The sequence below is a fragment of the Cupriavidus sp. 291-E7 genome (genome assembly GCF_057798835.1).
This window is the reverse complement of record NZ_JBYOJV010000011.1, coordinates 135,988-162,645: the sequence shown is the minus strand read 5'-3', so window position 1 is coordinate 162,645 and position 26,658 is coordinate 135,988. Positions and strand designations below refer to the sequence as shown.

The window sequence follows — 26,658 nt, the reverse complement described above, 5'->3', positions numbered from 1 at the left end:
GCTCAGTCGAGCTTGAGTGCGGCGACGACCGGCGTGTGGTCGGACGGTTGCTCCCAGCGGCGCGGTTCCTTGTCGATCAGGCAGGTCGTGCAGCGCTGGGCCAGGTCTGGAGACAGCAGGATATGGTCGATGCGCAGACCGGCGTTGCGGCGGAAACCCATCATGCGGTAGTCCCACCACGAAAAGGTCTTCTCGGGCTGTTCGAACATGCGGAACGAATCGACCAGGCCCATCGCGATCAGCGCCTTGAACGCATCGCGCTCCTGGGGCGATACCAGATTCTGGCCTTCCCACTTGGCAGGATCGTGCACATCGCGGTCTTCCGGCGCGATATTGAAATCGCCCAGCAGCGCAAGCTTCGGATAGCGGATCATCTCGGCGCGCAGCCAGTCGGTCATGGCGCGGAGCCAGTCGAGCTTGTAGACGAACTTGTCGGAGTCCAGCGCCTGGCCGTTCGGAAAGTACGCGCTGATCAGGCGCACGTCGCCATAGGTGCCGGCGACCACGCGCTGCTGCGTGTCTTCATAGCCGGGGATATTGCGCACCACGTCGGTCGGGGCCGGCATGGCGCCGTCGCGCGCCACGATCGCCACACCGTTATACGTCTTCTGGCCCGTGTAGATGCTATGAAAGCCGGCCGCTTCCAGTTCGGCCAGCGGGTACTTGTCGTCGGGCAGCTTCAGTTCCTGCAGGCACAGGGCATCGACCGGGGTGCCCGCGGCATCCTGCGCTTCCAGCCACTGCAGCACCTGGGGCAGGCGGACCTTCAGGGAATTGACGTTCCAGCTCGCGATTCTCATCGTCATTATTCTTGTGGCGGTTATTGGCCGAACAGGCCACCGAGCAGGTCGCGTTCGTTCAGCATGTCGAATGCGATCTGCTCATGGGTTTTCATGCAACGCCGGATGGCGGCGGGAATGGCGGCGCGTGTCTTGCGGCACAGGCCGGGCTGGTCCTCGACTTCGATATCGAAACCCCTGACGGTGCGTACCTCGTTATCGCTGGGTGTGATCGTGACGACGATACCCAACTGGGCGCGCATCTTTTCCTGCATCCGACGCAGGTCGGCAAGCGTTTCTATCGCTTCCAGCCGCGCCACAAGCCGCTTTTCCTCATGCTGGGTCAGCATCAGGATGCGGCGGTCGGCAGCGGGATTTTCCAGCAGCAACTCGCGCTTGCAGTCGCAGGCGCCCGGTGGACATTCCGTGCGGATCGGAACGGCATTGTCCATGATCCGGGCGCCTGGTCGGGGAGCGATCGATCAGGCCGCGGCGGCCGCCGTTTCCGCCATGCCGCCATGCCGCAGCAGCGCATCGATCTGCGGTGTGCGGCCCCGGAACGCCACGAACGATTCCATCGCCGGGCGGCTGCCGCCCACGGACAGGATCTCGCGGCGATAGCGTTCGCCGGTGGCGGCATCGAGCACGCTGCCAGACAGTTGCGCTGCTTCCTCGAACGCGGCGTACACGTCGGCGGACAGCACCTCGGCCCACTTGTAGCTGTAGTACCCGGCCGCATAGCCGCCCGCAAAGATGTGGCTGAACGTGTTCGGCCAGCGCGACAGCGGCGACTGCGGCACCACGTGCTTGGCGTCGTTGATCTGGCGCGACAGCTCCAGCACCGACACCGCGCCTTGCGGGTCGTAGTCGGTATGCAGATGCATGTCGAACGACGACAGCACGATCTGGCGCAGCGTGGCCATGCCGTTCTGGAAGTTCTTCGCGGCCAGCATTCGGTCGAACAGAACACGCGGCAGCGGCGCGCCGGTTTCCAGGTGGGCCGTCATCGTCGACAGGACCTCGTGTTCCCAGCAGAAGTTTTCCATGAACTGCGATGGCAGCTCCACCGCATCCCATTCCACGCCGTTGATGCCCGATACGCCCAGGTCGCCCACCTGCGTCAGCATATGGTGCAGGCCGTGGCCAAACTCGTGGAACAGCGTGATCACCTCGTCATGCGTGAACAGGGCGGGCTTGTTCCCAACCGGCGCCGTGAAGTTGCAGGTCAGGTAGGCCACCGGCGTCTGCAAGGTGCCGTTGTCGCGTTCCTTGCGGCCGCGGGCGTCATCCATCCACGCGCCGCCGCGCTTGCCCTCCCGCGCATACAGGTCGATGTAGAACTGGGCCAGCAGCGCGCCCTGCGGCGACACCACGCGGAAGAAGCGCACATCCTTGTGCCAGGTCTGGGCGTCGTCCGGCTCGATTTTCACCGAGAACAGCTTTTCGACCACGCCGAACAGGCCCTCCAGCACCTTGGGTTCCTGGAAGTACTGCTTGACCTCGTCGTCGGAGAACGCATAGCGCTTCTGGCGCAGCTTCTCGGACGCATAGGCCACGTCCCACGGTTCGATCTTTTCCAGCCCGAGTTCGGCGGCCGCGAAAGCGCGCAGCTCTTTCCAGTCGGCTTCGGCGTACGGGCGGGCCTTGACGGCCAGTTCGTCGAGGAACTTCAGCACGTCGGCCGGCGACTCGGCCATCTTGGGCACCAGCGAGACTTCGCCGTAATTGTTGTAGCCGAGCATCCGCGCCTCTTCCCGGCGCAGCGTCAGCTGCTCGCGCATGTTCGACGTATTGTCCCAGTCGGTCTGGCCGTTGTTGTACTGCGGACCGAGTTCCGAGGCGCGCGTGACGCTGGCTTCGTACATGGTCTGACGCAGCGCACGGTCATCGGCGTACTGCAGCACCGGGAAATACGACGGAAAGTGCAGCGTGAACTTCCAGCCGGCCTTGCCATCCTTTTCGGCGGCCAGCTGGGCGGCTTCCTGCGCATCGGCCGGAATGCCGGCCAGGCGCGCTCCGTCCTCGACGTAGAGCGCGTAGGCGTTCGTGGCATCGAGCACGTGGTCGGAGAAAGCCTTCGACAGTTGGGCCTGCTGGTCCTGGATCTCGGCGAAGCGCGGTTTCTTGTCTTCAGCCAGTTCGGCACCGCCGAGGCGGAACCCGCGCAGCTCGTTTTCGAGCAGTTGCTTGCGGGCCGGCGACAGTCCGGCAAACTCGGGGCCCGCAGCCACGGCCTTGTACTTTTCGTACAGCGCCAGGCTTTGGCCCAGCGACGACCAGAACTCGGTCATGCGCGGCAGGTTGTCGGCGTGAGCCTTGCGCAATTCGGGCGTGTCAGCCACGGCACTCAGATGGCCCACCACGCCCCAGGCGCGGCCAAGCGGCTCGGTGGCGGTTTCCAGGGCTTCCACGGCGGTCAGCCAGGTGGCCGGAGTGGCCGGATCCTCGGTGCGGGCGACGGCGGACTGGGCTTCGGCCAGCAGCACGTCCAGCGCCGGGCCGATGTGCTCGGGGCGGATCTCCGCAAAACGCGGCAGATCCGAGAAATCGAGCAGCGGATTGTTGGCGCGGTCGGTGGTATCAGTCATGGCAATTCCCGGTTGGCGTGCCGCGGCGGGAGCGCATGGCGGCACGATTTACCTGTGCAAGATGAGGCCTTTGCGGCCAAATATCCAGTACGACTTTGCTATCAGGGTGATTGAGGCGCGATAGACGCGCCATCGGGACCTTTCCTCAGGCCAGCCCGGCTTTGCGCTCGGCCGCTTCCAGCGTGTTGATCAGCAGCATCGTGATCGTCATCGGCCCCACACCGCCCGGCACCGGCGTGATGTGGCCAGCCACCTCGCGCACGCCCGCAAAGTCCACGTCGCCGCACAGCTTGCCGGCGTCGTCACGGTTCATGCCCACGTCGACGACCACGGCGCCCGGCTTGACCATGCCCGCCGTGATGATGTTGCGGCGGCCCACGGCTGCCACGATCACGTCGGCGTCACGGGTGTGGGCGGTCAGGTCGCGCGTCTTGCTGTTGCAGATCGTGACGGTGGCGCCGGCCTGCAGCAGCAGCATGGCCATCGGCTTGCCGACGATATTGGAGGCGCCCACCACCACGGCGCGCGCGCCACGCAGCGGGTACTGGATCGATTCCAGCATCTTCATGCAGCCATAGGGCGTGCACGGGCGGAACAGCGGGGCGCCGGTCATCAGCGCGCCGGCGTTGGCCACGTGGAAGCCGTCGACGTCCTTTTCCGGCGCGATGGCTTCGAGCACCTTGTGGCTGTCGATGTGCTTGGGCAGCGGCAGCTGCACCAGGATGCCGTGGATCTTGGGATCGTTGTTCAGCGCGTCGATGCGGGCCAGCAGGTCGGCTTCGGACAGGTCGGCCGGATAGCGGTCCAGCGACGAGTAGAAACCGTTGTCTTCGCAGGCCTTGACCTTGTTGCGCACGTAGACCTGGCTGGCGGGGTCCTCGCCCACCAGCACCACGGCCAGGCCAGGCTGGTGGCCTGCGGCGGTCAGGCGGGCGGCGCGCTGGGCGGCCTCGGCACGGATTTGTTTGGCAAGGGCGTTGCCGTCGATCAGTTGAGCGGACATGGGTGTACGTGACTGGAAAGGCTGGAGGATGGGGCTGGCGCCGCGCGCGGGCGGCGGGGGCGCGAGCAAAAGCCGAATTATAAAGGCTAGCCAGCTTTCGGAGCCGGGTTGATGCGATGCAAGCGGCGACAGCCCGCCGGCTGCTAGCATCGCGCGATGGATATCGACGAATCTTCAATTCCGGAATTGCTGGCGACCTGGCCGTTGCCGACCCTGGCGGTGGCGGTGCTTGCCTGGGCGGTGGCGCAGCGTCCGTGGCGGCTGCTGCTGCGCGAGCCAATCCAGCATGCCTGGCTGGGCACCCTGGTGTTCCTGGCGCTGCTCTGGTCGGCGCGGGCCACGCTGGGCGGCGGCGTGGTGATCCAGTTGATGGGGGCGACGCTGGCCGTGACGATGTTCGGCCTGCCGCTGGCGCTGGTGTCGCTGGCGATCGCCAATGTGATCTCGTTGATCGGACTCGCCTACCTGTCCGGGCAGGCGTGGCAGGACATCCACTGGGTATCGCTCGCGCCGCGCTTCATCTGGATGGCGGCCGTGCCTGGGTTACTCACGGCTGGCCTGCAGGCCACGATGCGGCACTGGCTGCCACGGCACCTGTTTATCTTCATCCTTGGTCACGGATACTTTGCCGCGCTGGTGGCGGCCATCGTCGCGGGGGTCCTGCGTCTGGCCTGGCTCATGCTGGCGGGGCAGGCGGGCGATGTCGGCCTGACCGTCGGCGACCGGCTGACCGGCGTGGTGATCATCGCGTTTGGCGAGGCATTCCTGACCGGCATGCTGGTGGCCATCTTCGTCATCTACCGGCCGCAATGGGTCGTGACGTTCGCCGATGCCGAATATCTGGAGGGAAAGTAGGAAAGCGGGGGAAGCACGAAAGTCGGGGGCGGACCGCGAAGGGTGGTCCGCAACGGCGTCGCCGGCCGCCCCGTGGCCATGCACGGGGCCAGCCGGCGCATCAGCCGGATCAGCTATTGCGCGACAGCGCCAGCCGCAGCAGGTCGGCCACGGTGTTGACGTTGAGCTTTTCCATGATGTTGGCGCGGTGCGCCTCCACGGTCTTGATGGAAATGCCCAGGTCGTCGGCAATCTGCTTGTTCAGGCGGCCGGCCACGATGCGCTCCAGCACCTGCTGCTCGCGCGTGGTCAGCTTGGCCAGCAGGTCCTTGGCGGCGCGCTGCTCGCGGGCGGCGGAATGGTCGGTGCGGGCCTTCTGCAGCATCCGTTCCACCAGCGCGCGCAGTTCCGACTCGTCGAAAGGCTTCTCGATGAAGTCGATGGCGCCGCGCTTCATCGTCGAAACCGCCATCGGCACGTCGCCGTGGCCGGTGATGAAGACGATGGGAATATCGATGTTCTCGGCAATCATGCGTTCTTGCAGCTCCGGGCCGCTCATGCCCGGCATACGCACGTCGAGAATCAGGCACGACACCGCACCGGCATCGTAGGCAGACAGGAATTGCTCGGCGCTGTTGAAGCTGCGCACCTGGTAGCCGTTGCCCTCTAGTAGCCAGGTCAGCGAGTCGCGCATCGCTTCATCGTCGTCGACGATAAAGACGGTCTCGCCACGATGCGGCGTTGGGCTGGGCGTTGCGGTCATGAAGTCTCCTGGGGCAAAGTCGTTTGCAACGAAGTGTAACTGCATGCGGCGGTGCGCAACACCCCCAGACAAATGATCCGGACGGCCTCCCGATGCCCCGCGGCAGAGGGACGCCCGGCATGCCCAGGGGCGCTCCCGTTATTGTTCGGGTAGCGCAGGCTGCAGCGGCAGGGTGATTTTAAACGTACAACCGATACCGTCCACATTGTTTTCTACCCAGAGACGGCCCTGGTGCGATTCAATGATCGAGCGGCAGATGTTCAGGCCCATGCCCATGCCGTCCGACTTGGTGCTGAAGAACGGCTCGAACAGGCGCTCCTTGGTGGCTTCGTCCACCCCCGGTCCCTGGTCGATGACGTCAATGCAGACGGATTGACCGAACTCAATGTTCTCGACCCTTGCGTGGAGCCGGACCACGCCCGCGGCGCGCATCGCCGGCAGGCCGGCCATCGCTTCCACGGCGTTCTTGAGCAGGTTCACCAGCACCTGTTCGATCAGCACCGGGTCCACATAGAGCATCAGGGGCGGGGCGGGCAGCCGGGTCAGGATGGTCACGCGGCGGCGCGTGGCTTCCAGATCCGCCAGGCCCACCGCATCGGCCACGATGTCATGCAGCGCGGCCTCGCGCCGCTGCGGCTGGCTACGCTTCACGAATCCGCGGATACGGCTGATGATGGTGCCCGCGCGCACGGCCTGCGCCGATGTCTTTTCGAGTACCGGGATCAGATCTTCCGGCGTGCTGCGGCCTGAGTGCAGGCGGGCCACGGCCCCCATGCAGTAGTTGTTGATGGCCGCCAGCGGCTGGTTCAGCTCGTGGGCCAGGGACGACGCCATCTCGCCCATCGTGGTCAGGCGGCTCGTGAACTGCAGCCGCTCCTCGTGCTGGCGCGCCATTTCCTCGGCGGCCTTCCGTACCGTGATGTCGGTAGCGATCTGCATCTGCGCCAGATGGCCGTCCACCCACTGGATATAGCGGCGGCGCACTTCGAACCATTTCTGCATGTCTGGCACGAACACCTCGCGCGCATCCGATGCATACGGCATCAGTTCCGAAGCCGGCAGGCCGGCGTAGGCGTCGACGAAGTCGGTGTTGTCGCTCGACATCTGCTCCTTGTCGAAGTCGTCGCCGGCCAGCTTCAGGTGGCCCTCGGCCTCCCAGCCGAACAGCTGCCGGTAGTAGCGGTTGGCGAACAGCAGCTCGGCCTTGTCGGTCGCCAGCACTGAGACCGCGGCGTCCAGGCTTTCCAGCACCGTGGTGAAGCGGTCGTGCGCGGCGGCAAGTTCCTCGCGGGCGCGCTTGGGCTCGGTGATGTCCGTCATCGAGCTCATCCAGCCCGTATGCCGGCCGCGGCTATCCACCAGCGGCGAGACGTACATGCGGGCGAAGAAGCTGCTGCCGTCGCGGCGCATCACGCGCATCTCGTAGCCGGTGGCCGGCGACTTGCCCTGCAGCGTCAGGTCGATCTGCTTCTGCATTTCCTGCTGGTCGTTCGGCGGCCAGTAGGGGAAGGGCGGCATGCGGCCCACGAGCTCGGTCTCGGACCAGCCAGTCATGCGGCAGAACGCCGGATTCACATAGGTGATGTGGCCGTTCAGATCCAGTGCGCGCAGCCCGATCAGCATCGAGTTTTCCATCGCGCGCCGGAACGATGTCTCGGCCAGCAGCGCGCGCTGCGCCTCGGAGCGGCGGCTCGTATGACGCCACATGCTCCAGAGGCTCCAGAGCAGGAAGCACGACAGCCCCACCACCAGCCACAGCAGCATGTTGTTGGGCAGGTTCGACGGCGGCGGATAGGCGTCGGCCCGCAGCGACAGCGAATGGCCGGGCGGGTCCAGCAGAACTTCATAGGACAACGCGTTACCCGGCACCGGACGGACCGAGGTGCTGGCGCGCGTCTGGTTGTTCTTGTCGATCAGCGAGAAGCGATAGCGCTCGGTCAGCTCGGGCGGCAGCAGATGCGTCAGGATGCCGTTGATCGAATAGAGCGCGCCCAGGGTGCCCAGGAACTCGTTGTCGCGCACGATCGGCACTTCCATCAGCATGAAGCTGTCGCCGCGGTCGTTGATCAGCGGGCGCGAATAGACCACGCGCTGGGTCTCGCGCGCGGCGTCGAAGGTGTCCAGGACTTCGGGTTCCAGCGGCTGGTCCACGGTTTCGCGCAGTCGCCCGGCGAACTCGGAGGTGGAGGGCAGCGACCACCGGCCGCGCTTGGTGGCGTCGAGCCAGTTGATAAAGACGATTTCGGGGTTTTCGCGCAGGATTTCCTGCGCGGCAGTGCGATAGGCGCCCTGGTCCAGCTGCGCCGCGGCGATGTCACGCGCCAGCGAGGCCATCTGGTCCTGGTTGCTCAGCAGGGACAGCCGCACGCGCTGCTGCGCCCAGGCGGCGTCGCGGTACAGCGCGTCGCGCTGCTGCTGGCGTTCGGTTTCGTGCAGTGACCACAGGATGACCCCCATCGCCACCGTAAACAGGACGATCGCCACCAGCGGGATGAACATGAACCAGCTGGTCGCCACCAGATTGCGCCAGCGCATGATCCACAGGCGGCGGGGCGGGGCGGCCAGCGGCTCCATGACGTCGGGATGGTCGCCGTGCTCGGTGTGCGGGTCGCCGTGGCCGGCATGCGCCACCCCCGGCGGTACGCCGTGGGAGGTATCGCTGACAGTGCCGGCGGAGTTCGGTGGCAGGATGGCCGTGCGCAGGCCGGAGAGGATTCGGTTGAAGAACTGCATAGGGGATTGACGGTCGACCGGCCAGTGTATCGGCTTTATTGCGGTGCGTCGCTTGGGGAAAGCGCCTATCCGGCACAGGAGAATGCTGATTTCCGGCAGGCCCTGTTCCGGCGCCGTCGGCCGCTTTCTGGTGCACTGCCGCAATATTTCACATTATAAGAAAGGACTTCGTAATCTGAAAATTTCGCTTGTCAGCCGTTGCTGTGCTTCCATAGAATCGCTTCGACCGAACTATGCGGGCGGAGCCATGCGCCTGAGCTTGAGGATCCGGGCGATGCGACCCGACGAGAAAGATCCCTGCTCTGGCCAGTGAACCGATGCCAGGGCAAGAAAGGCAAGGCTTTCGCCGCGACGTCAAAACCGTCAGACCGGCCAACCGATATCCGCCATACCGGGCGGGCGCCGGGGCAGGAATTTACCCAGGAGACAGTCATGTCCGCTGTACCAGAGCAGATCCTCGGCGCCAGCAGCGCCAACGACGCAGATCCCCAGGAAACGCATGAATGGCTGGATGCCCTGCAGGGCGTCCTGAACGCTGAAGGCGCCGACCGCGCCGCCTTCCTGATCGACAAGCAGATCGAATACGCTCGCGTGAACGGCGTGACCCAGCCGTTCCACGCTGAAACGCCGTACATCAACACCATTCCGGTGGAGCAGCAGGCCCGCATTCCAGGCGACCAGGATATCGAGCACCGCATCCGCTCGTACACGCGCTGGAACGCGATGGCAATGGTGCTGCGCGCCAACAAGCACACCAACGTCGGCGGCCACATTTCGTCGTTTGCCTCGGCGGCCACGCTCTATGACGTGGGCTACAACCATTTCTGGCGTGCCCCGTCGGAACAGAGCGGCGGCGACCTGGTCTTCGTGCAGGGCCACTCGGCCCCGGGCGTGTACTCGCGCGCATTCCTGCTGGGCCGCCTGACGGTCGAGCAACTGGACAACTTCCGCCAGGAAGTGGACGGCAAGGGCATCTCGTCGTACCCGCACCCGTGGCTGATGCCGGACTTCTGGCAATTCCCGACCGTGTCGATGGGCCTGGGTCCGATCATGGCCATCTACCAGGCGCGCTTCATGAAGTACCTGGGCAGCCGCGGCCTGGTGAACGCCGAAGGCCGCAAGGTCTGGGCTTTCCTGGGCGACGGTGAGACCGACGAGCCGGAATCGCTGGGCGCGATCGGCATGGCTGGCCGCGAGAAGCTGGACAACCTGGTCTTCGTGATCAACTGTAACCTGCAGCGCCTGGACGGTCCGGTGCGCGGCAACGGCAAGATCATCCAGGAGCTGGAGTCGGAATTCCGCGGCTCGGGCTGGAACGTGATCAAGGTGGTGTGGGGCAGCCGCTGGGACCAGCTGCTGCAGCGCGACACCAAGGGCCTGCTGATGAAGCGCATGATGGAATGCGTGGACGGCGAGTACCAGACCTTCAAGGCCAAGGACGGCGCGTATGTGCGCGAGTTCTTCTTCAACACGCCGGAACTGAAGGCAATGGTCGCCGACTGGTCCGACGACGACATCTGGCGCCTGAACCGTGGCGGCCATGACCCGCACAAGGTGTACGCGGCCTACAAGGCGGCCAGCGAGCACAAGGGCCAGCCGACGCTGATCCTGGCCAAGACCATCAAGGGCTATGGCATGGGCGATGCCGGCCAGGCCATGAACGTGGCGCACCAGCAGAAGAAGATGCCGGTGGACGCCATCCGCGCGTTCCGCGACCAGTTCAACATCCCGGTGCCGGACGACAAGCTGGAAGAAGTCCCCTACCTGACGTTCGAGGAAGGCTCGAAGGAACTGGAATACATGCGCCAGGCGCGCATGAACCTGGGCGGCTACCTGCCGGCCCGCCGCCAGAAGGCCGACGCCCTGAAGGTGCCCGAGCTGTCCGCGTTCGACGCGCTGCTCAAGGCCACCGGCGAAGGCCGCGAAGTGTCCACGACGATGGCCTTCGTGCGTATCCTGAACACGCTGCTGAAGGACAAGCAGATCGGCAAGCACGTCGTACCCATCGTGCCGGACGAATCGCGCACGTTCGGTATGGAAGGTCTGTTCCGCCAGGTTGGTATCTGGAACCAGGAAGGCCAGAAGTACGTGCCGGAAGACCATGACCAGCTGATGTTCTACAAGGAATCGCAGACGGGTCAGGTGCTGCAGGAAGGCATCAACGAAGCCGGCGCCATGTGCGACTGGATCGCCGCCGCCACGTCGTATTCGACGCACGGCGTGCAGATGATCCCGTTCTACATCTACTACTCGATGTTCGGTATCCAGCGTATCGGCGACCTGTGCTGGGCGGCTGCCGACATGCGTTCGCGCGGCTTCCTGCTGGGCGGCACGTCGGGCCGGACCACGCTGAACGGCGAAGGTCTGCAGCACGAGGACGGCCATTCGCACGTGTTCCACGCCGTGATCCCGAACTGCATCTCGTACGATCCGACGTTCCAGTACGAGCTGGCCGTGATCATGCAGGACGGCCTGCGCCGCATGTATGCCGAACAGGAAGACGTGTACTACTACCTGACGGTGATGAACGAGAACTACGAACATCCGGAAATGCCGGCTGGCGTGGAGAAGGACATCGTCAAGGGCATGTACCAGTTCCGCAAGGGCGTGGAAAACAGCAATGCGCCGCGCGTGCAGCTGCTGGGTTCGGGCACGATCTTCCGCGAGGTGATTGCCGCCGCCGAAATGCTCAAGAAGGACTGGGGCGTGGAATCGGACATCTGGAGCTGCCCGAGCTTCACCGAGCTGGCCCGCGAAGGCCAGGCCGCCGAGCGTCACAACCTGCTGCACCCGACCGAGGCGCCGCGCGAGTCGTTCGTCGCGCAGAAGCTCAAGGGCGTGCGTGGCCCGGTCATCGCATCGACCGACTACATCCGCGCGTTTGCCGAGCAGATCCGTCCGTTCGTGCCGCGCCGCTACGTGGTGCTGGGTACCGACGGCTTCGGCCGCTCGGATACCCGCGAGAAGCTGCGTCACTTCTTCGAAGTGGACCGCAACTGGGTGACGGTGGCCGCGCTGAAGGCGCTGGCCGACGAAGGCGCGATCGGTCGTGAAAAGGTGGCGGAAGCCATCAAGAAGTACAACCTCGACCCGAGCAAGCCGAACCCGATGTCGGTCTGATTCCCCGGATTTGCACGACTGAACCCCCGCAGCGCGGCACCCCGCCGTGCCGCGGGGCGCCCCCGGCTGGCCCGGCGGCGCCCCACGGCGCAGGTGATGCGCGGCAGCGTGACAGATGCGTGCGGCGAGAGTAACCTCGCCGATTGCGTTTGTCGTGTTGAGCGTAACGAACCAGGGTGCCGGCTGCCCAGGAGAGACACTGAATGAGTCAAGCGATTGAAATCAAGGTGCCGGACATCGGCGACTACGACGCCGTCCCCGTCATCGAAGTGCATGTGAAGCCGGGCGATCAGATCAACGCGGAAGACGCGCTGGTCACGCTGGAATCGGACAAGGCCACGATGGACGTGCCGTCGCCGCAGGCCGGCACGGTCAAGGAAGTGAAGATCAAGGTCGGCGACAACGTGGCCGAAGGCACGGTCCTGGTGATGCTGGAGCCGGCAGGCGCTGCCGCCGCGGCACCCGCGCCGGCCGCCGCGCCCGCTCCGGCGCCTGCCGCACCGGCGCCGGCTCCCGCCGCCGCTCCGGCAGGCGGTGGCGGCACGGTCGAAGTCAAGGTTCCGGATATCGGCGACTACGACGCCGTGCCCGTGATCGAAGTCCACGTGAAGCCGGGTGACCAGATCAACGCCGAAGATGCGCTGGTGACGCTGGAGTCCGACAAGGCCACGATGGACGTGCCGGCCCCGCAAGGCGGCATCGTCAAGGAAGTGAAGGTCAAGGTCGGCGACAACGTGAAGGAAGGCACGCTGATCCTGATTCTGGAAGCCGCTGGTGGTGCCGCTGCCGCCGCACCGGCCGCCGCTGCTCCGGCTCCGGCACCTGCCGCAGCTGCTCCCGCGCCGGCTCCCGCCGCCGCACCTGCACCCGCTCCGGCCCCGGCTGCCGCGCCTGTGCAAGGCGCGACCGGCAAGGCCGCCCATGCCAGCCCGTCTGTGCGCAAGTTCGCGCGTGAGCTGGGCGTGGACGTGTCGCGCGTGCCGGGTACCGGCCCCAAGGGACGTATCACCCAGCAGGACGTGCAGAACTTCGTCAAGGGCGTGATGAGCGGCCAGACCGCTGCCCCGGCCGGCGCTGCCGCTGCCGGTGGTTCGGGCGTGGGCCTGGATCTGCTGCCGTGGCCGAAGGTCGATTTCACGCGCTTTGGCGAAGTGGAGTCGAAGCCGCTGTCGCGCATCAAGAAGATCTCGGGCGCCAACCTGCATCGCAACTGGGTCATGATCCCGCACGTCACGAACTGCGACGAGGCGGACATTACCGACCTGGAAGCGTTCCGCGTGCAGCTGAACAAGGAAAACGAGAAGGCCGGCATCAAGGTCACGATGCTCGCGTTCATGATCAAGGCCACCGTGGCGGCGCTGAAGAAGTTCCCGAACTTCAACGCTTCGCTGGACGGCGACAACCTGGTGCTGAAGAAGTACTTCAACATCGGCTTTGCCGCCGATACGCCGAACGGCCTGGTCGTGCCGGTGATCAAGGACGCCGACAAGAAGGGCGTCATCGAGATCAGCCAGGAAATGGGCGAGCTGGCCAAGCTGGCGCGCGACGGCAAGCTGAAGCCGGACCAGATGCAGGGCGGTTGCTTCTCGATCTCGTCGCTGGGCGGCATTGGCGGCACGTACTTCACGCCGATCATCAACGCACCGGAAGTGGCCATCATGGGCGTCTGCAAGTCGTACATGAAGCCGGTCTGGGACGGCAAGCAGTTTGCGCCGCGCCTGACGCTGCCGCTGTCGCTGTCGTGGGATCACCGCGTGATCGACGGCGCCGAGGCTGCACGCTTCAATACGTACTTCGCGGCGTTGCTGGCGGACTTCCGCCGCATCCTGCTCTAAGTACCGAAGCAACCCGCCGGCTGGTCCGGCGGGTTTGTCCGCACTGATTCCAAGGGGCGAGCCATGACTACCTGCGTTGTTGTACGCAAGGGTGACGAGGTGGCGATCGCGGCCGATGCGCTGGTGACGTTCGGCGATACGCGGCTGTCGCGTGCCTACGAGCGCAACCAGAAGGTGATTCCCGTGGGCGACAGCTTTGTTGCGCTGGCGGGTACCACCGCGCATTTCCCGGTCATGCGCGCGCTGTTGACGGGCATGGGCGACGAATGCCGCCTGATGACCCGCGACGACGTGTTCCGGACCTTCCTCAAGGTGCATGAAAAGCTCAAGAACGAGTATTTCATCAACACCAAGGAAGACGAGGACGACCCCTACGAGTCATCGCAGATCGTTTGCCTGATCGCCAATCCGGGCGGCATCTTTGGTGTCTATTCCTACCGCGAGGTGTTTTCGTTCGACCGTTTCTGGGGCATCGGCTCGGGCCGCAACTATGCGCTCGGTGCCATGCATGCGATGTACGACCGGCCTGAAATGGGCGCGGGCGACATTGCGCGGATCGGGGTCGAGGCGGGGATCGAATTCGACAAGAGCTCGGCCGGCCCGATCGATGTGCATACGGTGAAGATTTCTGCGGCACCCCATGAGACGCCCCAGCAGCCCGGCGGCGCGGCAACCAACAAAGACGGCGCGGCCTGAGCCCAGAGCGGGCAGGGCGCGCATCCCAGGAGGAAAAGCATGAGTGTGATCGAAGTCAAGGTGCCGGATATCGGCGATTTCGACGCGGTGGAAGTGATCGAAGTGCTGGTCAAGAGCGGCGACACGGTCGAGGAAGAGCAGTCGCTGATCGTGCTGGAGTCCGACAAGGCCAGCATGGAAGTGCCGTCGTCGGCGGCCGGCAAGGTCGTGGACGTCAAGGTCAAGGTTGGCGACAAGGTGGCCAAGGGCACCGTGATCTGTACGGTGGAAGGCGGCGCAGCCGCTGCCCCGGCACCGAAGGCTGCCCCCGCGCCCGCAGCCGCACCGGCCCCGGCCGCTGCACCGGCTGCGGCCCCCACGGCCGCCAAGCACAGCGGCAGCGCCGACATCCAGTGCGACATGCTCGTGCTGGGCGCCGGCCCTGGCGGCTACTCGGCTGCTTTCCGTTCGGCCGACCTCGGCATGAACACGGTGCTGGTTGAGCGCTACGGCACGCTGGGCGGTGTCTGCCTGAACGTGGGCTGCATTCCGTCGAAGGCACTGCTGCACAACGCTGCCGTGATCGACGAGGCGAAGGCCCTGGCCGCGCACGGCATCCTGTTCGGCGAAGCCAAGATCGACCTGGATGGCCTGCGTCACTACAAGGAAACCGTGGTCGGCAAGCTGACCGGCGGCCTGGCCGGCATGGCCAAGGCTCGCAAGGTGCAGGTGGTGCGCGGTATCGGCACGTTCCTGGACCCGCACCATATGGAAGTGCAGGAAACCGAGGGTGACGGCAAGGCGATCAATGGCAAGAAGACGGTGATCCGTTTTGAGAAAGCCATCATCGCGGCCGGTAGCCAGGCTGTGAAGCTGCCGTTCATTCCGGAAGATCCGCGCATTTTCGATTCGACTGGCGCGCTGGAACTGCGCGACATCCCGAACAAGATGCTGGTCATCGGCGGCGGCATCATCGGCCTGGAAATGGCGACGGTGTACAGCACGCTGGGCGCGCGCATCGACGTCGTGGAAATGCTCGATGGCCTGATGCAGGGCGCCGACCGCGACCTGGTCAAGGTCTGGGACAAGATGAACAAGCATCGCTTCGACAACGTGATGCTGAAGACCAAGACGGTTGGCGTGGAAGCCAAGCCCGATGGCATCTACGTGAAGTTCGAAGGCGAGGGCGCTCCGGCCGAGCCGGTGCGTTACGACGCCGTGCTGGTGTCGGTGGGCCGCTCGCCGAACGGCAAGAAGGTTGGTGCCGAGAAGGCTGGCGTGGCCGTGACCGACCGTGGCTTCATCGAGGTCGACAAGCAGCTGCGCACGAACGTGCCGCATATCTTTGCAATCGGCGACGTCATCGGCCAGCCGATGCTGGCGCACAAGGCCGTGCATGAAGCCCACGTGGCCGCCGAGGCCGCGCACGGCGAGAAGGCATTCTTCGACGTGAAGCAGATTCCGTCGGTGGCCTACACCGATCCGGAAGTGGCCTGGGCCGGCCTGACCGAAGAGCAGTGCAAGGCGCAGGGCATCAAGTACGGCAAGGGCGTGTTCCCGTGGGCCGCGTCGGGTCGTGCCATCGCCAATGGCCGCGACGAAGGCTTCACCAAGCTGATCTTCGACGAGGAAACGCACCGCATCATCGGTGGCGGCATTGTCGGCACCCACGCGGGCGATCTGATCAGCGAAGTGTGCCTGGCCATCGAGATGGGCGCCGATGCCGTGGATATCGGCAAGACGATTCATCCTCACCCGACGCTGGGCGAATCGATCGGCATGGCCGCCGAGATCTACGAAGGCGTCTGCACGGACGTGCCGCCGCCGCGCAAGCGCTGATCTGGCCTGTCGCACAGCAAGGAAACCCGCCAGCCGGCGGGTTTCTTTTTTGGGTCGATTTAGCAATTAACTGCCAAGCATTCCAACCAAACTTCAAACGGGCGAAAAAAAGCCCGGCAACCTGCTGGCAGGGCCGGGCTCGAACGATACCTTTTGGAATCGGTACCGAGGAGACATCGGTACAGGGCGATCAAATCGCTTCCGTTGGCAAAACGCCCATATCCGCGGGGGCGGGCGCTTTGCCAACGGACCGGCCGGAGCCGGTACGCTGGAGAACTACGGAGCCTTAGGCGGCGGTAGTCGACTTCTTGGCGGCGGTGCGAGCCGTCGCGCTGGCTTGCTGAGCAGCCTTGGTAGCGGCGGTGGCAGCAGCCTGGAAGTTGCTTTCGGCCATTTCAACAGCCTGCTTCGTGGCCTTCTGGACCGACTCGTAGGCGTTGTTGGCAGCCGAGATTGCCGACTTCACGATGGCTACGGTCGATTCCGAACCGGCCGGGGCGTTCTTGGCGAAGTTGTCGACCAGGGCTTGCACGTTCTTCGTGCCTTCGGCCAGCTGGGCTTCAGCAACCTTGGTGAATTCGCTTTGGGTTTCCGAAGCGATTTCGTACAGGTGGCGCGTGTAGGCCAGGGTCTTTTCGGCAACCGGCTGCACCAGCGAAGCCTGGATGGCCAGCAGTTCCTGTGCATCCTTGGCGCCCAGGGCCTTCTTGGCGTTGTCGACGTTTTCGGCGAACGTAGCCTTGACCACTTGCAGGTTCAGCTCGACGAGCTTCTCGACGCCTTCGAAGGCCTTCGAGGTCAGACCGAACAGGGTCTCGAGGTTGGCTTTTTGTGCAGCTGCAACTTGTTCAGGGGTCAGGATCATTGCTGGTCTCCAGTGGTGAACTTCAAGGTCAAGCAGAGTGAAATTAAGCCGCCCAGATGTCAAAGCCATGACTTCTATGTCCGGCCAGCCCGAGCGTACCTTCGTGTTCATCGGCGCGATGCTGAACGCTCTTTCCGAGAGGCTCAGCGCTTTGATGCGCCGCAACAATTCCAATTCTAAGAATTCGGCGATGGGAGTCAAGCGGTTTTTGTGCGTCGCACAAAAAATAGTGGGAGAAAGGTGCCAGGAAAGGCAGTGAGGGCCACTATCCGGCCTCTGGTAAGGGTTTATCCCGATCTAGGGTGGGCGTAAAACGAGTGGTGCGGCGCGAGAAAAACGGGCGTTTCACCGCGCCCGCCACGCCGGCGCGTTCACAGTGCTACCATCGCTGACTGTCCGGTCGGCATATGATGTTCACGCATCACTTGCAGGCCCTGACCCCCGAGCGCCCCCCGCCTGATGCTAGCTTTCTACGCTGACCACTTCGTCCTGCCGCTGCCACCCGGCCATCGGTTTCCCATGCGCAAATACAGCATGCTGCGTGATGCCGTGGTGCGCGAGGTGCCGGAGCTGCAATTGCACGAAGCGCCGCGCGCCGGTGACGATGCGTTGGCGCTGGCCCATACCGCCAGCTATATCGCCGACGTTTCCACCGGGCAACTCGACGCGGCACGCCAGCGCGAGATCGGCTTTCCCTGGTCGCATGAGATGGTTGAGCGCTCGCGCAGGTCTGCGGGCGCCACGATCGCCGCATGCCGCACCGCGCTGATGCAGGGAATTGCCGTCAACCTGGCCGGCGGCACCCATCACGCTTATGCCGATAAGGGCGGTGGCTTCTGCGTGTTCAACGATGCCGCGATTGCCGCGCGCCAACTGCAGCGCGACGGCCATGTGCGACGCGTCGCGGTGATCGACCTCGATGTCCACCAGGGCAACGGCACGGCATCGATCCTGCGCGACGACCCCACCGTATTCACCCTGTCGCTGCACGGCGAGAAGAACTACCCATTCCGCAAGGAAGCCAGCGATCTGGATGTCGGACTCCCCGATGGCTGCGATGACGACGGCTATGCCGCCGCGCTGGCGAATGCGCTCGACACGTTGAAGGCGCGCTTCGCCCCCGACCTCCTGATCTATCTGGCCGGCGCCGATCCGCATGAGGATGACCGGCTGGGACGCTTGCGTCTGACGATGGCGGGACTAGCCCGGCGCGACACGATGGTGTTCGATTTTGCCTTGTCACAACGCCTGCCGATTGCCGTGGCGATGGCAGGCGGATATGGCAATCGGATCGAGAACACGGTGGCCGTGCACACGCAAACCGTCAGGCTTGCTGCCGGGTATCACGCGCGCTATCGCGTGCTGGATGGCAGCGCCGCATCCCACGCTACCGTGGCGGCTGCATGATGCACGTTTCGTGCATCGCAAAATCTTGGGAACCTTGTGGTCTGCCGTGCGCTCATACGGTCCTCCCGTGTGGCTGCGGCAGCGCTAATCCGTGTTCACCCGTTGCTGTCCAGGAACGCTTCCGATGAAATCCGAACCCGATCGCCGCGGTGCGTATGCGCACTTACAGCCCATCACCACACGTTGGATGGATAACGATGTCTATGGCCACGTAAACAACGTTGTCTACTACAGTTATTTTGACACCGTCGTAAACACGTATCTGATCCGGGAAGGCGTTCTCGACTTCGAGCAAGGCGCAACGATTGGCCTCGTCATCGAGACCCAGTGCAACTACTTCTCGTCGCTGAGCTTTCCCGATACGGTTGTGGCGGGATTGCGCGTGGCGAAGCTGGGGAATTCGAGCGTGCGCTATGAAGTGGGGTTGTTCCGCAACGACGACGATGTCGCGGCGGCACAGGGGCATTTCGTGCACGTGTACGTGGACCGCGAAACGCGCAGGCCGGTGGCATTGTCGCCGGCGTTGCGCCAGGCATTGCAGGCGCTGGTCGTGGGCCAGCCAGAATGAACAGGGCTTGAACAGAGCCTGAACAGAACCTAAGGAGACTACAGAGCATGTCGAACGCAGATGACGCTGCGATTGTCGATCGCGCCATCACGACACGCCGTTCGGTCCGCGCCTTCCTGGATACACCAGTGCCGCGCGAGACCATTGAGGAAATTCTTGCGGTTGCCAGCCGGGCGCCGTCGGGCACGAACACGCAGCCGTGGAAGGTCTACGTCCTGTCGGGCGACGCAAAGGTGCGTTTCTGCGCGGACGTGCTGGCTGCCTATGACGATCCTGAGCGCGATGCGAAGTATCGCGAGGAGTATCCCTACTATCCACGCGAATGGGTCGATCCGTATTTGTCGCGCCGCCGCAAGGTTGGCTGGGACCTTTACAGCCTGTTGGAGATCCGGCGCGAGGACAAGTCGCGCATGCATGAGCAGCACGCGCGAAATTTCCGTTTCTTCGATGCGCCTGTCGGCCTGATTTTCACGATCGACCGGATCATGGAGCAGGGCAGCTGGCTCGACTACGGCATGTTCCTGCAGAGCATCATGGTGGCGGCACGCGCGCGCGGCCTGGATACCTGCCCGCAGGCGGCGTTCACGCAGTTCCACGCGATCATCAAGGAGCAGTTGAGGCTGACCGAAGAGGAAATGGTGGTTTGCGGTATGTCGCTTGGCTATGCGGATCGGACCGCGACGGCCAATCAATTGACGACCGAGCGTGAACCGGTAAGCGGGTTCGTGCGTTTCCTCTCCTGATTTGCCCTGATCGATATAAGGATTCCGCCATGCAGACCGTTATCGACGATACCAGGCACGCCGTAGAGGGTAGCGTCGTGACGCATCGTCGACGATGTTGCCGGCGTGACTCCTGAGGCTCGACAGGTTGAAACTGTTGTATTTACGTCGGCACGAATATGACTTTCGTGGCTCTTTTTTCGCAATATGGAAATGTTTGCGATATGAACTTTAAAGAGCTGTTGTAAGTCATTAATCTTGCTAAGAATTTGTTAATTTCCTACACTAGCGCCATTCCAAATCCGCGCTGAACAGATCATGTTCCGGACCGATTCCTTCATGTCCCGACTCTTCGGCTTTCCCCAACTGACCGCCTTCGCCACGACGGCGCTGGTGTCGGTTGCCTTGATGGCCGCGCCGGCCACGTACGCAGCGACGAAGTCGACTGCGGCTAAAACGTCGGCGAAAAAGACCGAAAAAGTTTCTAAATCCACCAAAAAGGTAGCTTCCTCGAGCGCGACTGCGTCACCCCGCAAGGTGATCGTCGTCAAGAACGGCAAGCGAACCGTCGTTGCCAGCCACGCGGCGCCAGTACGCGCGGCGTTTACGCCGGCCAAGCCGTCGCTGGGCGAGGCGATGGGCCTGCGAGACACGGAGGACGCGCTGTCGCTGCGTTCGTCGGTGGCGCTGGTGATGGACCAGAACACCAACGAGGTGTTGTTCCAGAAAAATCCGACCGCGGTGTTGCCAATCGCATCGATCACCAAGCTGATGACCGCGCTGGTGGTGATGGACTCGCGCCTGCCGATGGATGAAATGCTGACGGTGAGCGAGGACGACCGCGACACCGAGAAGCACAGCAGCTCGCGCCTGCGCTTTGGCACGACGCTGACGCGCCACGAGATGCTGCTGCTGGCGCTGATGTCTTCGGAAAACCGCGCCGCTTCGGTGCTGGGCCGCAGCTATCCGGGCGGCCTGCCGGCATTTGTTGGCGCGATGAACAAGAAGGCGCGCGAGCTGGGCATGAATGACAGCCACTTCGTCGATTCGAGCGGCCTGTCGAGCAGCAACGTATCTAGCGCGATGGACCTGGCGCGCCTGGTCAATGCGGCTTATCGCAACCCGACCATCCGCGAGTTTTCGACGCAACCCGAACATGAAGTGAGCGTGTCGGGCCGCACGATGCATTACGTCAGCACCAACCGTCTGGTGCGCGGCGGCAGCTGGGACATCGGCCTACAGAAGACCGGCTATATCTCGGAAGCCGGTCAGTGCCTGGTGATGCAGACGCGCGTGAACGACCGGAACGTGGTGATGGTGTTCCTGGATTCGGTGGGCAAGCTGTCGCGCTTTGCCGATGCCACGCGCGTGCGCAACTGGCTGGAGCATCAACCGCCGTCGGCAGGGGGCCAGCCGCGCCCTTTTCCTTCAACGCCCAATCTTACGCAGGGTCCTAGAACCCCTGCGGCGGTCCTGGTATCGCAGCAGTCGCACGGCACCTGAGCTGTTGCCGTTGCGCATGGAAAACGCGCCGTGGGGCTGACGCCCCCGGCGCGTTCTTTTTTTACCAGGCGAAGAGACTGGCGCGAATCAGGCCGTAGGCTCGGCCACGTAGCCCATGCCGCGTGAAATCTGCAGCGCGGTGTCCTTCAGATTCTGCAGCCAGCTATCCTGCAGGCGGTCAGCCGGTGCCGACAACGACAGGCCCGCCACGAGCCGGCGCGAATCGTCGTAGATCCCCGCGGCAATGCAGCGCACGCCCAGTTCCAGTTCTTCGTTGTCGCGTGCATAGCCGTTCGATCGCACCCAGCTTAGCTCGCGCTCGAGCTTGGCAAGGTCGGTGATCGACGTGCGCGTATGGCCCGCCAGGCCAGTACGCGTGGCGTAGTTGCGCACACGCGGCGCTTCATCGGCGGCCAGGAACAACTTGCCGACCGACGTCAGGTGCAGCGGGGCGCGGCCGCCGATGGCACGCACCACCTGCATGCCGGAGCGTTCGCTGTAGGCGCGCTCGATATAGACGATCTCGTCGCCCTGGCGTACCGACAGGTTCACGGTCTGCCCGGTCACGCGGTGCAGTGCGCGCATCGGTGCCAGCGCGGCATCACGCACCGACAGGCGCGCCTTCACCAGATTGCCCAGTTCGAGCAGGCGCATGCCCAGGCGGTAGCTGCCCGGGTCGGAACGGTCGACAAAGCGGCATGCCACCATGTCGTTCAGGATGCGGTGCGCAGTGGAAGGGTGCAGGCCAGTGGCCAGCGACAGCTCCTTCAGGCTGACGGGGTCGGCGTGCTGGGCCAGCGCGTCGAGCAGCGTCATCATGCGCTCGATCACCTGGATCGAGGTCTTGCCAGGCGCCTTGTCTGCTTCTGCCATTTCTGCCATAGGGAAAATGTTGCCGTGCGGCATATTAAGCGGTTGCCTGATTCTATCTCGCATCGTGAAAATTTCAACTGGTGAAACGTGATTTCCGAGATTTCCTTCCACGGATAGTGGCTTTTGCCATGACATGCATGAGCCTCTTTTATCACCACGATGAATAGGATTGCGGCGCCCGATGCCCGCAGCATGGTAGTGGCGGGGCATAATTGCGAGGTTTCAGGGTCTGGAAAAGGGAAGTCATGCGAATCGGACTGTTCGCCACCTGTCTGGTGGACCTCATGCGTCCCGAAATCGGGTTCTCGGTGCTGAAGCTGCTGGAATCAGCGGGCTACGAGGTAATGGTTCCCGAGGCGCAAACGTGCTGCGGCCAGCCCTCGTACAACTCGGGCGAGCGCACCGTGTCGCGCGACCTGGCGGAGAAATTTCTGCGCGAGTTCGAGATGTTCGACTATGTGGTCGTGCCATCGGGATCTTGCGGCGGCATGATTCGCCATCACTACCACGACCTGTTGCGCGACGATCCCGAACTCAACGGACGCTACGAGCGCCTGCGCGAACGCGTATTCGAACTAACCGATTTCCTGGTCAACGTGGCGAAGCTGGACAAGCTCGACTCAAGTTTCGCTGGCCACATCACCTATCACGATTCATGCTCGGGTCTGCGTGAACTTGGGGTCAAGCAGCAACCGCGCGCCTTGCTGGGCAAGCTGCCCAACGTGCAGTTGACCGAAATGAAGGATTGCGAAGCCTGCTGCGGGTTCGGCGGTACCTTCTCGGTCAAGTACGGCAATATCTCGACGGCGATCGTTGACGAGAAGTGTGCCAACATCAAGGCGAGCGGCGCCGATGCCGTGGTGCTGGGCGATCTGGGCTGCATGCTCAATATCGAAGGCCGGCTGCGCCGCTCCGGCGATTCGCAGACGCGCGTGCTCCATATTGCGCAAGTGCTGGCCGGCGACGCATGATGCGCGCCGAACATAGAGTGCCTCACCGATAGCCCAACCGAGAGCCCCCACGATGCAAGTGCACAGCATGGAATTCAAGGCGCGCGCCGGGCAAAAGCTCGCTGACCAGCGCCTGCAGCAGAACCTCAAGAAGCTTTCCACGAAATTCGTCACGGCACGGGCCGATGCGATCCGCGATATCGACTTCGATGCCACGCGTGCCGCGCTGAAAGAGCGCCGTAATCGCGCGCTGGAAAACCTCGACGTCTGGCTGGCCACCTTCGAGGAAAATGCCACAAAGCGCGGCGCCACCGTGCTGTTTGCCGAAACCACGGCCGACGCGGCGAAGCTCGTAGCCGATATCGCGCAGAAGCACGGCGTGAAGAAGGTCATCAAGAGCAAGTCGATGGTGACCGAGGAGATGCGGCTGAACCAGGTGCTGGGCGAGATGGGCGTGCAGAGCATCGAGACCGATCTGGGCGAGTACATCCTGCAGATCAACGATGCCGAGCCGCCGTCGCACATCATTGCCCCGGTGATCCACAAGGACAAGGACGAAATTGCCGACCTGTTTGCCAAGGTCCACAACAAGCCGCGCCTGACTGACATCCCCGAGATGACGCGCGAAGCGCGCGAGGTGCTGCGCCCCGAATTTCTGTCGGCGGACATGGGTGTGACCGGTGGCAATTTCATCATCGCCGAAACCGGCTCGGTGGCCGTGGTCACAAACGAAGGCAACGAAGGCATGTGCACGATCATGCCGCGCGTGCACGTGGCCGTGACGGGCATCGAGAAAGTGCTGCCGACGCTGGAAGACCTGGCCACCGTGATGCGACTGCTGCCGCGCTCGGCTACCGGACAGGCGATCTCGAACTACTTTTCGATCCTGACCGGACCGCGCGCGCCAGGCGAGCAGGACGGCCCGGAGCACATGTATTTTGTGATCGTCGATGGCGGCCGCAGCGGCCTGATAGGCGGGGAATTTCAGGAAATGCTGCGCTGTATCCGCTGCGGCGCCTGCATGAATCACTGTCCCGTGTACCAGAAGATCGGCGGGCATGCCTATGGCTGGGTCTATCCCGGCCCGATGGGCAGCGTGCTGACACCGAGCTACGTCGGCCTGGCCAATGCGGTGGACCTGCCGCAGGCCGCCACGCTGTGCGGCGAATGCAATCGCGTATGCCCGGCATCGATTCCGTTGTCAGACCTGCTGCGAAAATTGCGCGAAAAGCAGATGGAACGCCATCTGCGTCCGTGGCAGGAGCGTCTGGCGTTGCAAGCCTGGGGCTACGTGGCACGCCGTCCCGATCTTTATGCGTTCCTTACACGGATGGGCGCGCGTATCCTTTCCCGCATGGGGGGACGCAGCAAGCTGATTGCGAACCTGCCGATGGCAGGCAAGGGATGGACTGACACGCGCGACATGCCGGCCCCGAGCGGTCGCACATTCCGCGAGCTTTACAAAGAAAGGAGGGCGCGGTCATGAGCGCCAATCAGGAAACACTGGCGGTGATGCGCCAGGCATTGGATGCACATCTGGCAGGCACGCTGCCGGTCGGCGAACTGATCGCACGCTGGCGTGCATCGGCAACGTCGCTGACGCTGCCGCCGGTATTCGGTCAGGCGATGGAGGAATTGCTTCGCCGCATGGAAATGTCGGCGGTCTTCGCGCAGGACAGCTGCTCGTTTTCGAGCACGGCGGTGACGGACCAGCTTACGAAATGGCTGGATAAAGCGGGAACGGTTTAAACGACTGAGAGAACCCCCTCTCCCGCGCTTGGCGAGAGAGGGGAGCACGCCGCAATCACACCGGCGTTGCTCAGCTCAGCAGCAGTGCATCGTCATCCAGCTGTTCGTGCCGCGTCTGCTCGAACATCTTGAGCAGGTCGGGCACATCGAGGCCCTTGCGCTGGTCGCCCGAGACATCGAGCACGACCTGGCCCTGGTGCAGCATCACCGTGCGCTGGCCATAGTCCAGCGCCTGGCGCATCGAGTGCGTGACCATCATCGTCGTCAGCTGGCTTTCCTCGACGATGCGCGCGGTCAGTTCCAGCACGAACGCAGCGGTCTTCGGATCCAGCGCCGCCGTGTGCTCGTCGAGCAGCAGAATGCGCGACGGCTGCAGAGACGCCATCAGCAGGCTCACCGCCTGGCGCTGGCCGCCGGAGAGCAGGCCGATGCGGTCTGTCAGGCGGTTTTCCAGTCCCAGGTTCAGTAGGCGCAGCTTGTCGCGGAACAGCTCGCGCGATCCCTTGTTCAGTGCCGGCCGGAAGCCGCGGCGCGAACCGCGCGCCATCGCCAGCGCCATATTCTCTTCGATCGTCAGCGCTTCGCAGGTGCCGGCCATCGGGTCCTGGAATACGCGGGCCACCAGATGGGCGCGATCCCAGGCGGGCTGGCGCGTCACGTCGATGTCATCGATCATGATGCGGCCGCTATCCACCATCGTGTCGCCGCTGACGGCGTTCAGGAAGGTCGACTTGCCGGCGCCGTTGGAACCGATCACTGCCACGAACTGGCCGGCTGGAATCTCCAGGTTCAGGCCGCGCAGCGCACGGTTCTCGATAGGGGTGCCCGGATTGAAGGTGAGCTTCAGGTTTTCAGCGCGCAACATCTCAGGCACCTCCGTTCTTGCGGGCGAACAGCTTCTTGCGCGTGGCGGGCAGCACCAGCGCCAGCGTCACCAGGGCGGCGGTCACGAGGTTCAGATCCTGTGCCTTGAGGCCGATGAATTCCGAGTTCAGCGCCAGCGCGATGAAGAAGCGGTACAGGATCGCACCGACCACCACTGCCAGCGTGACGTACACCAGACGGCGTGCCGGAATAATCGTTTCGCCGATGATCACCGCGGCAAGGCCAATGACGATCGTGCCGATACCCATCGAGATGTCGGAGCCGCCTTGCGTCTGGGCAAACAGCGCGCCCGCCAGGGCGACCAGGGCGTTCGACAGCGCCATCCCGGCCAGCGTGGCCCGGCCAGTGGGCACGCCCTGGGCGCGCGCCATGCGCGGGTTGGCGCCGGTTGCGCGCATCGCCAGTCCGAGTTGCGACGAGAAGAACCAGTCCAGCGCCAGCTTGGCGATGATCACCACGACGAACAGCACCAGCGGGCGCAGCACGTAGTCGGGCATCCATTCGGGCTGCAGGATCGTGAAGATCGTCGGCTCGGTGATCAGCGGCACGTTGGGGCGGCCCATGATGCGCAGGTTGACCGAGTACAGCGCGATCATCATCAGGATACTGGCCAGCAGATCCATGATCTTCAGTCGCACGTTGAGCCAGCCCGTGATCCAGCCGGCAATGGCGCCGGCGAAGATGGCCACGATCGTGGCCACGAACGGGTCCTGGCCGGCGGAGATCAGCGTCGCGGCGACCGCGCCGCCAAGCGGAAAGCTGCCATCGACGGTCAGGTCGGGGAAGTTGAGGATGCGGAACGAAATCAGCACCCCGAGTGCCACAAGGCTGAAGATCAGACCGATCTCCAGGGCACCCAGCAGGGAAAACAGGGACATGGGGGGAATCCTTTGCAGGCCGTCCGGCCGGCCCGGATAGGGCCATTGGGGGCGCTTCGGGCCGCGCACCTCAGGGTAGGGCGCGCGGC

General features: G+C 64.0%; 23 protein-coding genes. 12 read left to right on the top strand and 11 right to left on the bottom strand.

Going from position 1 to position 26,658, the window contains the following annotated elements:
- Positions 1-2 precede the first annotated feature (2 nt).
- From xth to folD, 4 genes are all read right to left on the bottom strand, one after another.
- Positions 3-800, bottom strand: coding sequence for an exodeoxyribonuclease III (gene xth, locus AC3FLX_RS20455; RefSeq protein WP_488699129.1), 798 nt, complete (start codon positions 798-800; stop codon positions 3-5).
- A 20-nt stretch (positions 801-820) separates the two neighbouring features.
- Positions 821-1,231, bottom strand: coding sequence for a hypothetical protein (locus AC3FLX_RS20450; RefSeq protein WP_488699128.1), 411 nt, complete (start codon positions 1,229-1,231; stop codon positions 821-823).
- A gap of 30 nt (positions 1,232-1,261) precedes the next feature.
- A complete protein-coding gene (locus AC3FLX_RS20445; protein WP_488699127.1) occupies positions 1,262-3,367 on the bottom strand; it encodes a M3 family metallopeptidase in 2,106 nt (701 codons plus the stop codon).
- 145 nt (positions 3,368-3,512) lie between these two features.
- Positions 3,513-4,370: a bifunctional methylenetetrahydrofolate dehydrogenase/methenyltetrahydrofolate cyclohydrolase FolD gene (gene folD / locus AC3FLX_RS20440; RefSeq protein WP_488699126.1), complete on the bottom strand. Its 858-nt coding sequence runs from the start codon at positions 4,368-4,370 to the stop codon at positions 3,513-3,515.
- 156 nt (positions 4,371-4,526) lie between these two features.
- On the opposite strand from folD, the gene AC3FLX_RS20435 reads away from it, so the two are divergent.
- Positions 4,527-5,225 (top strand): hypothetical protein, encoded by a 699-nt coding sequence (locus AC3FLX_RS20435; RefSeq protein ID WP_488699125.1) that lies wholly within the window; start codon positions 4,527-4,529, stop codon positions 5,223-5,225.
- A 109-nt stretch (positions 5,226-5,334) separates the two neighbouring features.
- Here AC3FLX_RS20435 and AC3FLX_RS20430 read toward each other — a convergent pair whose 3' ends face one another.
- Both AC3FLX_RS20430 and AC3FLX_RS20425 read right to left on the bottom strand, forming a co-directional pair.
- A complete protein-coding gene (locus AC3FLX_RS20430) occupies positions 5,335-5,967 on the bottom strand; it encodes a response regulator transcription factor (RefSeq protein ID WP_488699124.1) in 633 nt (210 codons plus the stop codon).
- Between the two features lie 138 nt (positions 5,968-6,105).
- The gene (locus AC3FLX_RS20425; protein ID WP_488699123.1) at positions 6,106-8,700 is read right to left on the bottom strand and encodes a PAS domain S-box protein; all 2,595 of its coding nucleotides are present in this window, start codon (positions 8,698-8,700) and stop codon (positions 6,106-6,108) included.
- Positions 8,701-9,132: 432 nt separating this feature from the next.
- On the opposite strand from AC3FLX_RS20425, the gene aceE reads away from it, so the two are divergent.
- The 4 genes from aceE (at position 9,133) to lpdA (ending at position 16,169) form a co-directional block, all read left to right on the top strand.
- Complete coding sequence (aceE, locus tag AC3FLX_RS20420; RefSeq protein WP_488699122.1) at positions 9,133-11,820, top strand: pyruvate dehydrogenase (acetyl-transferring), homodimeric type; 2,688 nt, start codon at positions 9,133-9,135, stop codon at positions 11,818-11,820.
- Between the two features lie 203 nt (positions 11,821-12,023).
- The gene (gene aceF / locus AC3FLX_RS20415; RefSeq protein WP_488699121.1) at positions 12,024-13,655 is read left to right on the top strand and encodes a dihydrolipoyllysine-residue acetyltransferase; all 1,632 of its coding nucleotides are present in this window, start codon (positions 12,024-12,026) and stop codon (positions 13,653-13,655) included.
- Positions 13,656-13,718: 63 nt separating this feature from the next.
- The gene (locus tag AC3FLX_RS20410; protein WP_488699120.1) at positions 13,719-14,351 is read left to right on the top strand and encodes an MFS transporter; all 633 of its coding nucleotides are present in this window, start codon (positions 13,719-13,721) and stop codon (positions 14,349-14,351) included.
- Between the two features lie 39 nt (positions 14,352-14,390).
- Entirely contained in the window at positions 14,391-16,169 is a 1,779-nt protein-coding gene (gene lpdA / locus AC3FLX_RS20405) for a dihydrolipoyl dehydrogenase (protein ID WP_488699119.1), read from the top strand.
- A gap of 286 nt (positions 16,170-16,455) precedes the next feature.
- Here the strand turns inward: lpdA and phaP1 are convergent, their stop codons facing one another.
- Complete coding sequence (gene phaP1, locus AC3FLX_RS20400; protein WP_488699185.1) at positions 16,456-17,034, bottom strand: TIGR01841 family phasin PhaP1; 579 nt, start codon at positions 17,032-17,034, stop codon at positions 16,456-16,458.
- Between the two features lie 459 nt (positions 17,035-17,493).
- Between phaP1 and AC3FLX_RS20395 the strand changes: the two genes are divergently transcribed.
- The 3 genes from AC3FLX_RS20395 to AC3FLX_RS20385 all read left to right on the top strand — a co-directional run bounded on the left by AC3FLX_RS20395 (position 17,494) and on the right by AC3FLX_RS20385 (position 19,752).
- Positions 17,494-18,441 carry a histone deacetylase family protein gene (locus tag AC3FLX_RS20395; protein WP_488699118.1) on the top strand — a complete coding sequence of 316 codons (948 nt, stop codon included), beginning with the start codon at positions 17,494-17,496 and terminating at the stop codon, positions 18,439-18,441.
- Between the two features lie 124 nt (positions 18,442-18,565).
- A complete protein-coding gene (locus AC3FLX_RS20390) occupies positions 18,566-19,009 on the top strand; it encodes an acyl-CoA thioesterase (RefSeq protein ID WP_488699117.1) in 444 nt (147 codons plus the stop codon).
- 47 nt (positions 19,010-19,056) lie between these two features.
- A complete protein-coding gene (locus tag AC3FLX_RS20385) occupies positions 19,057-19,752 on the top strand; it encodes a nitroreductase (RefSeq protein WP_488699116.1) in 696 nt (231 codons plus the stop codon).
- Positions 19,753-20,003: 251 nt separating this feature from the next.
- Here AC3FLX_RS20385 and AC3FLX_RS20380 read toward each other — a convergent pair whose 3' ends face one another.
- A complete protein-coding gene (locus AC3FLX_RS20380) occupies positions 20,004-20,282 on the bottom strand; it encodes a hypothetical protein (RefSeq protein WP_488699115.1) in 279 nt (92 codons plus the stop codon).
- On the opposite strand from AC3FLX_RS20380, the gene pbpG reads away from it, so the two are divergent.
- Complete coding sequence (pbpG, locus tag AC3FLX_RS20375) at positions 20,269-21,234, top strand: D-alanyl-D-alanine endopeptidase (protein ID WP_488699114.1); 966 nt, start codon at positions 20,269-20,271, stop codon at positions 21,232-21,234. The two genes, AC3FLX_RS20380 and pbpG, sit on opposite strands and share 14 nt — an antisense overlap.
- Before the next feature lie 87 nt (positions 21,235-21,321).
- On the opposite strand, the gene AC3FLX_RS20370 is transcribed toward pbpG, so the two are convergent.
- Positions 21,322-22,107 (bottom strand): IclR family transcriptional regulator, encoded by a 786-nt coding sequence (locus AC3FLX_RS20370; protein WP_488699113.1) that lies wholly within the window; start codon positions 22,105-22,107, stop codon positions 21,322-21,324.
- 245 nt (positions 22,108-22,352) lie between these two features.
- Here AC3FLX_RS20370 and AC3FLX_RS20365 point away from each other — a divergent pair, with 245 nt between their 5' ends.
- The 3 genes from AC3FLX_RS20365 to AC3FLX_RS20355 are packed head-to-tail and all read left to right on the top strand — an operon-like array spanning position 22,353 to position 24,806.
- Positions 22,353-23,078 (top strand): (Fe-S)-binding protein, encoded by a 726-nt coding sequence (locus tag AC3FLX_RS20365; RefSeq protein WP_488699112.1) that lies wholly within the window; start codon positions 22,353-22,355, stop codon positions 23,076-23,078.
- Positions 23,079-23,130: 52 nt separating this feature from the next.
- Positions 23,131-24,543 carry a LutB/LldF family L-lactate oxidation iron-sulfur protein gene (locus AC3FLX_RS20360; RefSeq protein ID WP_488699111.1) on the top strand — a complete coding sequence of 471 codons (1,413 nt, stop codon included), beginning with the start codon at positions 23,131-23,133 and terminating at the stop codon, positions 24,541-24,543.
- A complete protein-coding gene (locus tag AC3FLX_RS20355) occupies positions 24,540-24,806 on the top strand; it encodes a hypothetical protein (RefSeq protein ID WP_488699110.1) in 267 nt (88 codons plus the stop codon). Before AC3FLX_RS20360 ends, AC3FLX_RS20355 begins: the two co-directional genes overlap by 4 nt.
- Positions 24,807-24,876: 70 nt before the next feature.
- Here the strand turns inward: AC3FLX_RS20355 and AC3FLX_RS20350 are convergent, their stop codons facing one another.
- Positions 24,877-25,671, bottom strand: coding sequence for an ABC transporter ATP-binding protein (locus AC3FLX_RS20350; RefSeq protein ID WP_488699109.1), 795 nt, complete (start codon positions 25,669-25,671; stop codon positions 24,877-24,879).
- Between the two features lies 1 nt (position 25,672).
- On the bottom strand, positions 25,673-26,569 hold the full coding sequence (locus AC3FLX_RS20345; RefSeq protein WP_488699108.1) for an ABC transporter permease: 897 nt from the start codon (positions 26,567-26,569) through the stop codon (positions 25,673-25,675).
- Positions 26,570-26,658: the final 89 nt, after the last annotated feature.

What these genes read in the sequence shown, in the direction of transcription:
- AC3FLX_RS20355 (WP_488699110.1), top strand. Translation starts at nt 24,540, where the DNA reads ATGAGCGCCAATCAGGAAACACTGGCGGTGATGCGCCAGGCATTGGAT.
- AC3FLX_RS20350 (WP_488699109.1), bottom strand. Translation starts at nt 25,671, where the DNA reads ATGTTGCGCGCTGAAAACCTGAAGCTCACCTTCAATCCGGGCACCCCT.
- AC3FLX_RS20360 (WP_488699111.1), top strand. Translation starts at nt 23,131, where the DNA reads ATGCAAGTGCACAGCATGGAATTCAAGGCGCGCGCCGGGCAAAAGCTC.
- AC3FLX_RS20395 (WP_488699118.1), top strand. Translation starts at nt 17,494, where the DNA reads ATGCTAGCTTTCTACGCTGACCACTTCGTCCTGCCGCTGCCACCCGGC.
- AC3FLX_RS20430 (WP_488699124.1), bottom strand. Translation starts at nt 5,967, where the DNA reads ATGACCGCAACGCCCAGCCCAACGCCGCATCGTGGCGAGACCGTCTTT.
- AC3FLX_RS20370 (WP_488699113.1), bottom strand. Translation starts at nt 22,107, where the DNA reads ATGGCAGAAGCAGACAAGGCGCCTGGCAAGACCTCGATCCAGGTGATC.
- AC3FLX_RS20445 (WP_488699127.1), bottom strand. Translation starts at nt 3,367, where the DNA reads ATGACTGATACCACCGACCGCGCCAACAATCCGCTGCTCGATTTCTCG.
- AC3FLX_RS20435 (WP_488699125.1), top strand. Translation starts at nt 4,527, where the DNA reads ATGGATATCGACGAATCTTCAATTCCGGAATTGCTGGCGACCTGGCCG.
- AC3FLX_RS20365 (WP_488699112.1), top strand. Translation starts at nt 22,353, where the DNA reads ATGCGAATCGGACTGTTCGCCACCTGTCTGGTGGACCTCATGCGTCCC.
- phaP1 (WP_488699185.1), bottom strand. Translation starts at nt 17,034, where the DNA reads ATGATCCTGACCCCTGAACAAGTTGCAGCTGCACAAAAAGCCAACCTC.
- AC3FLX_RS20425 (WP_488699123.1), bottom strand. Translation starts at nt 8,700, where the DNA reads ATGCAGTTCTTCAACCGAATCCTCTCCGGCCTGCGCACGGCCATCCTG.
- AC3FLX_RS20345 (WP_488699108.1), bottom strand. Translation starts at nt 26,569, where the DNA reads ATGTCCCTGTTTTCCCTGCTGGGTGCCCTGGAGATCGGTCTGATCTTC.
- AC3FLX_RS20385 (WP_488699116.1), top strand. Translation starts at nt 19,057, where the DNA reads ATGTCGAACGCAGATGACGCTGCGATTGTCGATCGCGCCATCACGACA.
- AC3FLX_RS20410 (WP_488699120.1), top strand. Translation starts at nt 13,719, where the DNA reads ATGACTACCTGCGTTGTTGTACGCAAGGGTGACGAGGTGGCGATCGCG.
- AC3FLX_RS20450 (WP_488699128.1), bottom strand. Translation starts at nt 1,231, where the DNA reads ATGGACAATGCCGTTCCGATCCGCACGGAATGTCCACCGGGCGCCTGC.
- xth (WP_488699129.1), bottom strand. Translation starts at nt 800, where the DNA reads ATGAGAATCGCGAGCTGGAACGTCAATTCCCTGAAGGTCCGCCTGCCC.
- folD (WP_488699126.1), bottom strand. Translation starts at nt 4,370, where the DNA reads ATGTCCGCTCAACTGATCGACGGCAACGCCCTTGCCAAACAAATCCGT.
- aceE (WP_488699122.1), top strand. Translation starts at nt 9,133, where the DNA reads ATGTCCGCTGTACCAGAGCAGATCCTCGGCGCCAGCAGCGCCAACGAC.
- AC3FLX_RS20390 (WP_488699117.1), top strand. Translation starts at nt 18,566, where the DNA reads ATGAAATCCGAACCCGATCGCCGCGGTGCGTATGCGCACTTACAGCCC.
- lpdA (WP_488699119.1), top strand. Translation starts at nt 14,391, where the DNA reads ATGAGTGTGATCGAAGTCAAGGTGCCGGATATCGGCGATTTCGACGCG.
- aceF (WP_488699121.1), top strand. Translation starts at nt 12,024, where the DNA reads ATGAGTCAAGCGATTGAAATCAAGGTGCCGGACATCGGCGACTACGAC.